This is a genomic window from Bacillus sp. AFS055030 (genome assembly GCF_002574545.1).
In the GTDB taxonomy this organism is placed as follows: Bacteria; Bacillota; Bacilli; order Bacillales; family Bacillaceae_G; genus Gottfriedia.
In genome coordinates this window covers 254,710-267,023 of the sequence record NZ_NUGT01000020.1, presented here as the reverse complement: position 1 = coordinate 267,023, position 12,314 = coordinate 254,710, and the positions used below count along the sequence as shown (strand labels likewise).

At 33.9% G+C, this 12,314-nt stretch carries 12 protein-coding genes and 1 pseudogene; 12 read left to right on the top strand and 1 reads right to left on the bottom strand.

Annotation, left to right across the window (positions count from 1 at the left end; all coding sequences use genetic code 11):
• The 7 genes from CN925_RS10035 to CN925_RS10005 form a co-directional block, all read left to right on the top strand.
• A partial coding sequence (locus CN925_RS10035) for a BclA C-terminal domain-containing protein (protein ID WP_142339214.1) occupies window positions 1-1,314 on the top strand: 1,314 nt, incomplete at its 5' end.
• A gap of 152 nt (window positions 1,315-1,466) precedes the next feature.
• A complete protein-coding gene (locus CN925_RS10030; protein ID WP_098846114.1) occupies window positions 1,467-1,913 on the top strand; it encodes an S-Ena type endospore appendage in 447 nt (148 codons plus the stop codon).
• A gap of 167 nt (window positions 1,914-2,080) precedes the next feature.
• Window positions 2,081-2,452 (top strand): GntR family transcriptional regulator, encoded by a 372-nt coding sequence (locus tag CN925_RS10025; RefSeq protein WP_098846113.1) that lies wholly within the window; start codon window positions 2,081-2,083, stop codon window positions 2,450-2,452.
• Between the two features lie 12 nt (window positions 2,453-2,464).
• Window positions 2,465-3,337, top strand: coding sequence for an ATP-binding cassette domain-containing protein (locus tag CN925_RS10020; RefSeq protein ID WP_098846112.1), 873 nt, complete (start codon window positions 2,465-2,467; stop codon window positions 3,335-3,337).
• The gene (locus CN925_RS10015) at window positions 3,334-4,035 is read left to right on the top strand and encodes a hypothetical protein (RefSeq protein WP_098846111.1); all 702 of its coding nucleotides are present in this window, start codon (window positions 3,334-3,336) and stop codon (window positions 4,033-4,035) included. The genes CN925_RS10020 and CN925_RS10015 overlap by 4 nt, the downstream gene beginning before the upstream one ends.
• Window positions 4,036-4,143: 108 nt before the next feature.
• Window positions 4,144-4,602, top strand: a complete 459-nt coding sequence (gene tsaA / locus CN925_RS10010) for a tRNA (N6-threonylcarbamoyladenosine(37)-N6)-methyltransferase TrmO (RefSeq protein WP_098846110.1) — start codon at window positions 4,144-4,146, stop codon at window positions 4,600-4,602.
• Between the two features lie 463 nt (window positions 4,603-5,065).
• Entirely contained in the window at window positions 5,066-9,166 is a 4,101-nt protein-coding gene (locus CN925_RS10005) for a S8 family serine peptidase (protein WP_098846109.1), read from the top strand.
• Between the two features lie 274 nt (window positions 9,167-9,440).
• Here CN925_RS10005 and CN925_RS10000 read toward each other — a convergent pair whose 3' ends face one another.
• Window positions 9,441-9,623: a hypothetical protein gene (locus CN925_RS10000; protein ID WP_098846108.1), complete on the bottom strand. Its 183-nt coding sequence runs from the start codon at window positions 9,621-9,623 to the stop codon at window positions 9,441-9,443.
• Between the two features lie 399 nt (window positions 9,624-10,022).
• Between CN925_RS10000 and CN925_RS09995 the strand changes: the two genes are divergently transcribed.
• The 5 genes and pseudogenes from CN925_RS09995 to CN925_RS21065 form a co-directional block, all read left to right on the top strand.
• Window positions 10,023-10,226 (top strand): hypothetical protein, encoded by a 204-nt coding sequence (locus tag CN925_RS09995; protein ID WP_098846107.1) that lies wholly within the window; start codon window positions 10,023-10,025, stop codon window positions 10,224-10,226.
• Window positions 10,227-10,229: 3 nt separating this feature from the next.
• Entirely contained in the window at window positions 10,230-10,352 is a 123-nt protein-coding gene (locus CN925_RS21555) for a hypothetical protein (RefSeq protein ID WP_286138314.1), read from the top strand.
• 475 nt (window positions 10,353-10,827) lie between these two features.
• A complete protein-coding gene (locus CN925_RS09990; protein WP_098846106.1) occupies window positions 10,828-11,112 on the top strand; it encodes a DUF3784 domain-containing protein in 285 nt (94 codons plus the stop codon).
• A gap of 278 nt (window positions 11,113-11,390) precedes the next feature.
• On the top strand, window positions 11,391-11,564 hold the full coding sequence (locus tag CN925_RS21300) for a hypothetical protein (RefSeq protein WP_180232926.1): 174 nt from the start codon (window positions 11,391-11,393) through the stop codon (window positions 11,562-11,564).
• 591 nt (window positions 11,565-12,155) lie between these two features.
• Window positions 12,156-12,314: pseudogene (locus CN925_RS21065) on the top strand (sugar-binding transcriptional regulator); the annotation flags it as partial.

The following is a 12,314-nucleotide window of genomic DNA, read 5'->3' as shown; positions in this document are numbered from 1 at the left end:
GGAACGACGGGCGTAACTGGAGAACCGGGACCGACCGGAATAATGGGAACAACCGGAATGACAGGCCCGACAGGAGAACCGGGTCCAACCGGAGCAATGGGGTCAACTGGAATAACCGGCCCGACAGGAGAACCGGGATCAACAGGTCCAACCGGCACAACGGGAATAACAGGAACAACCGGAGCAACCGGAGAACCGGGTCCAACCGGAGCAACGGGGTCAACTGGAATAACCGGCGCAACGGGTTCAACGGGAATAACCGGCATAACAGGAACAACCGGCGCAACAGGCCCAACAGGAACGACGGGAGTAACCGGAGCAACCGGTTCAACAGGAACAACTGGAGTAACAGGCCCAACAGGAACGACGGGAGTAACCGGAGCAACCGGCTCAACCGGCACAACTGGAGTAACCGGTCCAACTGGAATAACTGGAACGACAGGCCTAACCGGTCCAACCGGGGCAGAAGGAGAAACAGGCTCAACCGGAATAACGGGAGCAACCGGAATAACGGGAGCAACCGGAGAACCGGGTCCAACCGGAATAACGGGAGCAACAGGAACGACGGGAGCAACCGGAGAACCGGGTCCAACCGGAATAACGGGAGCAATTGGAACGACGGGAGTAACCGGAGCAACCGGAGCAACCGGAGAACCGGGTCCGACCGGAATAACCGGTGCAACAGGAACGACGGGCGTAACCGGAGCAACTGGAGAACCGGGTCCAACGGGTGCAACTGGAGCAACCGGAGCGACGGGAGCAACCGGCGCAACAGGAATAACCGGAGCAACGGGGTCAACTGGAATAACCGGCCCAACCGGTTCAACTGGAGCAACCGGAGCAACCGGCGCAACGGGTTCAACAGGAATAACTGGCCCAACCGGAGCAACCGGATCAAGTTTTAATACATCTGGTTCAGCAGCTAATACTTCTGGAGCAACTATTGCAATTTCAATTTTAGGTCCTTCACCTATACCATTTCCCAATGCCCAAAATTTATCAGCAGATATTTCAGTAAACAATCCAACAGCCACCATCTTTACAATTAATACGAGTGGTAGATATTTGATAACTTATCAAGTGTATCCTACATTGACATTATTAACGACTTTTCAATTATTTCGAAATGGGGTTGGGGTTGCGGGGACAAATATTAATGCTGCAATTGGTTTAAGTTTAGTCAGTAATCAAGTGATTATTAATATAAATGCAGGTGATACGGTCCAAGTAATGGTGTCTGCTACTTTAGCGGCTACAGTATCGTTAGCAGCTGGTACGACCGCTGCGACAATTTCCATTGTTAGAGTAGGATAATTTATAATTTTTTAAATTTGACAAGTGACTACAAGTTATTTGAAAAAGCTTAATAGTGGTCACTTTTCTTTTTAAGATTTATATACTAAAAATAGGACTTTCCAATATTTTCAAGTACATAGTTTTTTATTTTAAAAAGTGAGGGATAAAAATTGAAACAGAAAAGACCTGATGTATCAAACTTACCTAGTATTACATTACCAGTTTCCTCCCCATCATCTTTACGACCAGTACCTCCTCCAACACCACCTACCCCACCAGTACCAATTCCTACAAAATGTGATTCATGTATTCCAATTGATCTTTGTGGAAATATTTTGATTCAAAATAATTATGAAAAACCAGTAGAACTATGGAGCATAGGTGGAAATTTAGCTGCGTTAGCAACGATTTCAGTATACAATAGCGAAGGCAGTACTGGACCGATTACAATCGAAGTAAATAGCGATATTAATCATATAATTACTGTGTTACCAGGTAATACGAGTAGTTATACTAGCCAATTTATTAAATCTGTGAGCATACTACAAATTGGTCAATCCGAAATCTATTTAGAAGGAAAATATTGTATAGCTGGTAAAATTTTCGATAAAAAATAAACACATAGTAGTTCAACATGAGCTTATTGCCTAATCGCATTAAGCTTTTTTTATATCATCCAAAAATAGGCGTACTAAATAAAATCACTTTACATATGATTAAATTAGTAGTATGGTTAGTTACATAAGTAACTAACCGAATAACTAACCATGAAAGGAAGGTGCTAATGAAACCGACATTAGATGAATCACAGCCAATATTTCAACAAATTGCGGTTATGATTATGGACGAAATTATAGATGGAAGAATTAAAGAAGGGGAACAAGTGCCTTCAACAAATGAATTATCTCGTTTTTTTAATATTAATCCGGCAACTGCAAGGAAAGGTCTTCAAGCATTAGTTGATAAGGAAATTATTTTCAAACAAAGAGGTGTAGGTATGTTTGTTTCAATAGGAGCAAAAGAAAAGTTACTTTTAGAACGTAAACAGCAGTTTTATGAAGACTATGTAGCACCTTTACTTAAAGAAGCCAAGAGAATTCATTTAAATGAAGAAATGGTAATTGAATTAATAAAGAGAAAAAGCGACTCGAATTAGGAGGGGTAAAAATTGATCGAAATAAAAAATTTGACATATGGATACAAGCAAACACCAGTTTTAACAGATTTCAATTTAATTGAAACAGAGCCAAGTATTATTGCATTATGGGGAAGAAATGGTGCAGGAAAAACAACTTTGATGAGCTTAATTGCTGGGCATTATCAACCAAACGAAGGTTCTATGAAAGTCTTAGGAGAAGAACCTTATAATAATTTAAATGTACTAGAGAATATTTGTTATATCCAAGAAAATCATCCATTTGGTCATAACTGGAGAATAAATGATTTGTTAAAATACGGAAGGTATTTTCATCCTAAGTGGGATCAACAATTTGCAGAACATTTAGTTCAAGTTTTTGAATTACCTAAAAATAAAAAAATCACTAAGTTTTCAAAAGGTATGAAAACGGCAGCTCAAATCATTTTAGGATTAGCTAGTAACGCAAAAATTACAGTTCTCGATGAGCCAACTAATGGGCTAGATGCAGTTAAAAGAAACCAGTTTTACGAAGCATTAATGGAAAGTTATGAAGAAAATCCGAGACTCATTTTACTTTCAACACATCATATCGAAGAAATTCAACCATTATGTGAAACAATAGTTGTAGTAAATGATGGAAAAGTACTATTTCATGAACAAATGGAAGTTATGCGGGAGAAAGGATTTATTCTTTCTGGAAATATCGATTCAATCGAACAAGTAACGAAAAATATTTCGATCCTTGAATCTTCCAAAATCAGTTCGACTAAAAAAGTAATGGTCGATGAATTATTTTCAAATAAGTGGAAAAAAATCGCTGAAGAATACCAGCTTAGAATTGAAAAAGCTACCCTTCAAGACTATTTAATAAATAAAACAAAAAATAAAGAGGTGAAAAGATGAATTCGATAAGAGGCACTTATCAATTAGTTTTCGATGAATTGAAATGGTATTTTAAAATATTTTCTTTAATTACGTTGTTGCTATCAGTTGTTTATATATTAGTTAGCATAATTTTTAACATCCCTTCACAAAGTGGAGCAGCTTTGTTTGGACCGATTTATGGGGGGATTAGTACATTTGCGGTTGCAGGATTGGTCATTCCTTTCCAAGTCGCCATCGGATTAGGTAGTACAAGAACTCAGTTTTTAAAATCTTATAATGTAATGTCAGTTTTAATGGTAATTACAAGCATAACTTACTTAAATGTAATATATTACATTATGAAAGTATTATTAGATAAAGGAATAAATAGTTTTCGTCTTTATCATCCAGCGGAATTAGTTTCATTAAAATATCATTTCTTTACGTATTATTGGATCGACCTAATGGTTGGATTTATGATACTAGGACTTTCTTCTTTTATTGCTGTATTAGTTAGAAGATTGGGGATCCTTTATTTTCTGATTGCACTAGTTTTACTAAGTATTTTACTAACTTTCTTATCAATAAATGGTATTAGTTCAGACTTTTTTACTTGGATTATAAAGATTAAACCAATCAATTTATTTACTTGTATTGGATTGTTAGGAGTAGTACTACAATTATTTACATTTCCAATGATGATTAATGCACCTTTAAAAATGAAAGGTAGAAATTAATATCGATTCAAGAAAAAGTATGTGATGGTTGCATACTTTTTCTTTTATATATAGTTGACGAATAATTCTGTATAATATACACAAGTACAATTTTTAGGAGATGAAATGATGTCATTTACAATTAATCCGATTGCTTTTGTTAAAAATACAAGAAAAGAAATTGAAGACGACAACTGGGGTTCAATTATTTCTGAAATCGAATTAGTAGAAGAGTTTAATGAAGAAGCATTAAGAGGAATAAGTGATTTTTCACATTTAGAGATTATTTTTTATTTCGATAAAGTGAATGATGAAGCGATCCAATACAATGCTAGACATCCTAGAAATAATACTCATTATCCAAAGGTTGGAATTTTTGTTCAAAGGGGTAAAAACAGGCCCAATAAATTAGGGTTAACATCAGTAGAACTTTTAAAACATAGTGGCCGCATTCTTACAGTGAAAGGGTTGGATGCAATCGATGGTACGCCGATCATTGACATCAAACCAATTATGAAAGAATTTCTTCCGAAAGGCGAGATCAAACAAGCAGACTGGTCAAAAGATTTGATGGAAAAGTATTGGTGAATAAATTTTAGTAAGATAAAGAGTTTTCTTTAATGTTTTATTTGGGAGAACTCTTTTTTTTATAATACTAGTCCTTATTAAAACAATCCTAGAAGTTGAGATGCCACGCACTTCCTCCTTTGCCTTGCCCCGCATATGTTCTACTTAATAGTTAAAAATTTTTAATTTAGAATTAAGTTAGAACAATTATATAAGTCAAAGATACTGATTTCCCCCAAGTTAGTTAACGGATTTTTTTCATTAAATTACATAATTCTACATCTTTATATAAGTAATGCTTGAACTTTTTGTGAGATTCTACTAATATCGACATTTAATTTATGGTACAAAATCCTACGCTAATGAAAATTCCCCCAATACTTTTCATGAAAAACTCTAGCTATAATCTAAGTTAAGTGATTTTTCTGAAAAATTACAAATTCCGTTGCAATCTTTCATTTTAGAAAAAGTTGGAGGTTATTTAATGAAGGGGTTAAGTAGTAAGTTTTTTCAAACTACATCTGTACTGGTTTTAGCTAGTAGTACAATTTTGGGATCGACTATGATTAGTAAAAAGACAGCAAGTGCGAACTCAGGTGAAGCAGAAAGTATTCTTCAATCACTTACACCAGAACAAAGGGAGGCCTTGAATCAATTAAAACTTGCTCAATCAAATACAGGTTTGCAATTATCTGATGACATCGACTTATCAAGTGATAAAGAAGTTTCTGTAATTGTTGAATTTAAAGAACTTCCAGCCAAAGTAGCCCAGTTAGAGAAGGCTGTAGAAGGAGGGTCAATTTCATTAGAAAAGGCGAAAGAAAATGTAAGAAAGTCTCATGCTCACTTTAAACAAGAATTACAAGAAAAATTAAGAAATAAAGTGAAAGCAAGTAATGAAGAAATTCAGATTAAATATACATATCAGAATGCTTTTAACGGCGTTTCATTGACACTTCCAGCAAATCAGATTAAGGATTTACTAGACTTGGATACAGTTAAAGCTGTTTATAGCGATTCAACAATACAAATTAAGCCACCTGTTGAACCAGTAAAAGAGAAGGAACAAACAAAAGTTGATAGTTTACCATTTTTAAAGATTGATAAATTACATGAGGAAGGTTTTACAGGTAAAAATATTAAGATTGGCGTAATCGATACGGGTATTGATTATAATCATCCTGATTTGAAAGATGCATATAAGGGTGGTTATGATTTTGTAGATAATGATAATGACCCGATGGAAGCTACTTATGATCAATGGAAAGCTTCGAAAAAAACAGAATTTCTTAATGGGAACTCATATTACACTGATCACGGTACGCATGTTTCTGGTACGATTGCTGGTCAAGGGAAAAATAGTTCTGATTATAAAGTAACTGGAGTAGCGCCTGATTCAGACTTATATGTATATCGTGTATTGGGTCCTTATGGCTCTGGTTCGAATTCAGCAGTAATTGCAGGGATAGATCGTTCGGTTGCTGATGGAATGAATGTAATTAATCTTTCGCTAGGAGCCTCTTTGAATGATCCACTAGAAGCAACTAGCTTAGCAATTGATAATGCAGTTTTAAATGGTGTTACGGCTGTCGTTGCAGCAGGAAATTCGGGTGATAGTATGTACACATTAGGCTCTCCAGGTGCTGCAGCACTTGCATTAACTGTAGGTGCGAGTTCTGTTCCTAGTAAAGTTACTACATTTAGGAGTAAATTTTTAGTAAACGGTCAAGGTACGGATAGTATTTTACAATTGATGACTAAAAAATGGACAGATGATTTTACGAATATGTCTGGAAAAACATTTGATATTGTAAATGTTGGAGAAGGTGGTCTAACAGATTATACAGGAAAAAATGTTCAAGGTAAGATTGCATTTGTAGCACGTGGAACGTATGCGCTCGTTGATAAAATGAACTATGCAAAACAAAATGGAGCTGTTGGTGTAATTATTTACAACAACAATGTCACTGAAGGACAAATACCATATTATTTGGGAGAAAGTAATGATCATATCCCGGTATTTTCCATGACGAATAAAGACGGCTTGGCGGTAAACGATTTATTGAGTAAGGGTACTACTTCAGTTACACTAGGGGAAATTGGGGAGTCTGAACTTACAGGTGATGATTTAGCTAGCTTTAGCTCTAGAGGGCCATCTGGAACTTTATATGATATTAAACCTGAAGTTACAGCACCAGGTGTTGATGTACTATCGACTGTTCCTGCGTATATCAATAATAAAAATGATGCAACAGATTATTCATCTGCATATTTACGTATGTCTGGAACATCAATGGCAACTCCACATGTTACTGGAATAGCTGCATTACTATTACAAGCACATCCTGATTATACTCCTGCTGATATTAAAACCATATTGATGAATACAGCGGATCCGTTAAGAAGTAAATACAGTGTGTTTGAAGTTGGAGCAGGAAGAGTAGATCCTTATGAAGCGATTTATTCACGCATCCAACTTGGAGTTCAAGATACAACGCCGTTTATTAAAAATAATGAAAAAGTAAATATAGATGAACAAACGGGTGGACTTAGCTATGGATTTATTCCAGTAGATATTAATTCAATTTCGAAAACTACAAATATATTAATCACAAATCATACAGATAAAATGCAAAAATATAATATTTCGTTAGAGTATAATGTTGGAACACGTGGGTCTTTAGATGCTAAAGCAAACGGAATTAAAATAACAATACCTAATGAAATTAAAATGAAAAAGAATAGCCAGGAGATGATTCCGGCAACACTTACGATCCCAACAACTGCTAGTAAAGGAACATATGAAGGTTATATTCATGTTGTGAATGAAAAAGATCCAGATGACAATTATCAAATTCCATTTGGCTTTCGTTTAGTAGAAGAAGGATTTGAATATTTCAAAGTCCATTCTCCAAGCATCTCTACAACTCGTGATAATGCACCATATAGCGTTAAGGCGTCTGATTTAGATTTTAAATTAAATTCGCCAATGAAAACATTAGATTTTATTTTAGTAGATTCAAAAACAAATAAAGATTTAGGAATAATCGGTACAATTAACGTTTCAAGTGCAGGAGTTGATAAGGATCTCTACATTCAAAAAGCCTTTACAGGTAGATATTTTCCATTTACAGGTAATGCAAAGAAACCGGTTGGCTACACATCAATCCTAGCAACAGAAGGGTTATACAAAATGAAAGTTATTGGTACAAATTTAGATGGTAAACAGTATACAAAGATAGACCAAGTATATATTGATAATAATCGTCCAACTTTTACATTAGATGATACTAATGCACTACCTAAAGGTGATCTGCCATTTGTTGAATTAGCACCAGGTCAAAAAACAGTCACATTATCTGGGAGTGTTTTAGATAATGAAGCAAATGAAATGGAAAATTCGGGTATGAATGTAACCCAAGCGACTAATAAAGCTTGGTATGGTCCTAACTCTCCAGCTATTGGTATCGCGACTGATCCTAATGGTAAGTTTACGAAAGAAATATCTGTGGATTCTCCAAACCCAGTCAATATGCTCCAATTTGTTGCGTCGGATCGAGCTGGTAATTCAACGATGGCAAAAGTTGTTTACTATATGAAACCAGGAGCACAATATATTTATGCCAAACCAAATAAAGAATCCTTTTCGATGGGTGATCAAATAACATATACGTACTATGCACATGGTTTACAGAATGCAAAAGATCTAACAATTAAACTAGATTACACATCAAGATTTTTTAATTCAGTAGAATTTAATAAAAATAAAGCTTTATCTGATGACACTCAATTTACAGTTACTACAACAGGAACTTCTAGCAAATCAAATACAATTAATATAAAGGCACCTGGAGACGGTATAACTGGTGATATTCCATTGTTTGATATGAAAGTAGATACGAACAAAGATGTATTTGTAAACGTTAATAGTTCTTTTTTCTATATCACTTCTTCTTCGTATAAAGATATAAACGGTAAAACAGTAAACCCGTTTACACAGGTTGGTTATTTACCAAGCTACCCAGCTTATTCAGATGCTACCGCAAAAATCAACGCAGCAGGATTGTTAAATGCAAATGGCAGTTTTAACTTTACCATTGACTACACTACTATCAGTGCACAAGCAAAAGCAAGAGATTCCAAAGGTGAATACTATTCTGGTGAAATCCAAAAGAATGGAAACATAGTCTTCAATAAACTTCCAATTACGGAACAGTTATATACAGTCATCATAGATGTCCCAGGTCATTTTACAACATACACACCTATGGAAATCGGCCGAAAAGATCGTGATATTTTTATTGGAGAAAGTATTTCTTATCCTACAGTAAGAGAAAATGCTGGGGATCTTAACAAAGATAATGTAATTGATATTTATGATGTAATACTTCTAGAACAAAATTGGGGAACGAATAACAGAAACTCTGATATTAATTTTGATGGAAAAGTTGACTCATTAGATTTCAAGTTACTTGAAACAAATTATTTAAAAGAGAATGATTATGTATTAGATACTCCTACTGGTGTTAAAGAGTATAATGGAAAAACAATTGATTCCATTAAGAAGTCTTTAGGAATCAATTAAATTATGAACCTATCCCTTTTGGATAGGTTTTTTGATTTAGATGTGATGGTTTATTTATATTTTGTGGATGTAAATGGGATTTTAGTTGAAAAAGGAATTAACGGTTTAGATAATTTTTTTAGGATATCTAATCCTTAGTATGGCAATTGGTTCATTACTATTTAGTTTCTTCACTTTTTTATATGGATTAAATTCTACACCTTATCTTTCATTACTACTATGTATTGCGATGGGTCCTGTTATCAATTTCGAGATGTTCTCAACAAACGGCGTTTCAAACAAGTGTGGATAGTGCAGTCTTAACAAAGGTATACGCTTCAAGAAGTATCGTTTTATCAACCATTACAAGCTGTTCAATAGCGCTAATCGGTTTTATTGCAGATAAATTTGGAATCAGATCTGTGTACATTTTTGGATCAGTATTAATAGCAATTTCTGCATTGCTATCATTTGCCATAGCTCGGATACAAAAAAAGACTGGGTCATCATCGGAAGTTTCATTATAAGATTAAACGAGAAGTTAATCGCAGTTTTACCACCCGACTTACAACATATGGATTACTTCAATAGTCATTTTTAATCTCAAAAGAAAAATACGTCTTTTATCAAGGGTGATCTGGATCAATTCAGATCTTTTTTACTTTTTTCAATTATTTCTATTAAACTTTAAAAATCATAAACAGGATAACAGTATTAAAATAGCTAATAGAAATAAGGATAACCAAAATAGAAATATATTTTATTAAGTAATGAAAAAACTAATTTGTCATAAAATGAACGCCATACCATTAGGCCTGTACTGGAGCGTAAATATTTGCCTCCTGGAGTCGTTGGTAAATGTAAGGAGTGATTGTTTTTGAAAGTAATGTTTGCAATAGTTTCAATTAGTGTATTGATACTTGGAATGTCTGGTTTATCAGCATGTACAAACGATAATGATAAACCAAAAAAAGAACAAGTAAGTGTAGCAAAAGAAAAATCTATAAAAAAAGAATCAGGAGATAATCTACTAGTGATATCAAAAACTAGTTTAGGTGATGGATACAGTATTGAAGAATAGAGCGTGGACCTTGTAGAAAAAGAATGGTTAAAAACTACTATTCAATTAAATCGTGACCACAGTGGACCATTATTCTTACGAAGTGAAAATGAAAAATCAATTTTATTTATTTATCTAATCGCTTAGATAAAGAGTTCCACGAGATTAAATTTTCTACGAGCAACGAAACCATTACACTTTCTTATAAATCAGAGGAAATCAAAGGATATAAAGCGGATTCACTATTTGTCATTTGTTCGGAAGATGAGAAAGGCACAGATCGACCAATACAAGTTATTGAAAAAGGTAAGCAAGTTGATTCTATTAATGTCGGTATAATTGATTAATTTTAATTTTCCTAAATTTTTACGGAAAAGGACGTGTGAGATTGAACTTGATGTAAGTTCAAGAAAGATAACAACAATGAAAGTAATTAAAGTCCTTGAGTTTATGGATAAATTTGCAAAGTTACTATATGTATTGAAATGCTGTTCAACTAACCCCAGCGATCGTTGAACAAAATGGCAGATAAATTAGATACGGATCAATTATTTGAAGGGAATATCATTTAATTCCATCATTAACATATTATAGAAAAAAATGTAAACAGGGAGATGAATTGATGGACTACGAATTATTGATTATTGGGATAGCACTTTTACTTGTGTCTTACTTAGTCGCTGTAAAAAAACAAACATGGTTGTTAGCTGGTTTTAATGAGAAAATGATAAAAAATAAGTCCTTGTTAGGTAAAGTTGTAGGTGGAGGTTTTTTTCTTCCTCTAAGCTTGTTAGTAATTTTCAATAGTTTTATGGATTATCCTTATGAAATAACGGTTCTTATCATAATAATGTTGATTTTATTAACAATGGTGTACTTATTTATTAATAGAAAATTACTTGATTAATTTAACTGAAGCACTTCGATAGTTTACTAAGTTAACAGAATAATAGAATGAACTAGTCCTAATAGTTGACAGGACTTAAGTAATATCAAAAATAGTTCTAGGGTAGGTAGTTTGTTTTATTTAACATCCAACAGGAGCAAATTACTTCACAATATACATTCTACATGTTAGAATTTTCAGAAATATAGTTATAAGGAACTTGTGACTATGTTTATCGTTTAAAATTGTAAGCCAAAGGGAAAGATAATCATGATAACTTTGAAAGGGAGGAATGAAGAATGGATGTCAAATTTACATCAAAGGAAGTCATTACTCAGATCAAGAAGTTACATAACGAAGGGAATTCTCTACGTAAAAAAGAGGTAAAACAAAATTACCCTGATTTAATGAGGAGTGCTTTGTATTATTACCCAAGTTGGCAACATGCTGTAGATGAAAGTAAAGTAAGCTAAAAAATCTAATTTCTAAAACGACAATCGAATGACATGACTCTGAAAAAAGCATAACCACCAGTNNACTGGTGGTTATGCTTTTTTTTATTTAAAACAAAATTGCTCTATTTAGTTATGTCACCGATTCTATTTACAACCTGGCCCATTTTCCGCGAATGAGCTTGAGATTTAATGTAAGGCTCTTTCTTTTTAATTATATTTCTTGGTGCCAATTGAAAGGGCATAATCAAACACTTTGCTATAGCAAGAAGAGGTCAATATTCTTACAGCAAAATTAAAAAAATAATACCAGTAGGAAATAAATTATTGAATGGCCGTAAACTTATATTAAAAGGTCTTATTATCAAAATTACGGATATATTTCTAATAAGCAACTGAACAATTTTTTTCATTGTGTTATGGGGTGTAGTAATAGAACGTAGCCTGGTAACTACTATAAAGAGAACTTAACTTATAATGAGATCTCTGATTTACTAGAATTGTCAAGGGCCAAGGTTGAAGGGTGCTGAATACAGTCGGCGATATTTTTGGTCAATTTTACGATCAAAACGGCTAAATTATTGTTTTGCAAACTAAAAAAGGTTAGTCGGAACGGACTTGAAAACCCTAATATCTTTAAATGTTAGTGATTTGCCTGGTGGAGAGAAAAAAATTGATGCCATCTATGGAGGATTAAAAGATAACTATATTAAGACGTTAATTACAGATGAAGCTACAGTTATTTCATTACTCAATATGGAGGTGAAATAA

Coding starts and splice junctions, on each gene's coding strand:
- tsaA (WP_098846110.1), top strand. CDS start 4,144: ATGTCATTTACAATTAATCCGATTGCTTTTGTTAAAAATACAAGAAAA.
- CN925_RS10015 (WP_098846111.1), top strand. CDS start 3,334: ATGAATTCGATAAGAGGCACTTATCAATTAGTTTTCGATGAATTGAAA.
- CN925_RS10000 (WP_098846108.1), bottom strand. CDS start 9,623: ATGGCAAATGATAGCAATGCAGAAATTGCTATTAATACTGATCCAAAA.
- CN925_RS21300 (WP_180232926.1), top strand. CDS start 11,391: ATGGATGTCAAATTTACATCAAAGGAAGTCATTACTCAGATCAAGAAG.
- CN925_RS10025 (WP_098846113.1), top strand. CDS start 2,081: ATGAAACCGACATTAGATGAATCACAGCCAATATTTCAACAAATTGCG.
- CN925_RS09990 (WP_098846106.1), top strand. CDS start 10,828: ATGGACTACGAATTATTGATTATTGGGATAGCACTTTTACTTGTGTCT.
- CN925_RS10005 (WP_098846109.1), top strand. CDS start 5,066: ATGAAGGGGTTAAGTAGTAAGTTTTTTCAAACTACATCTGTACTGGTT.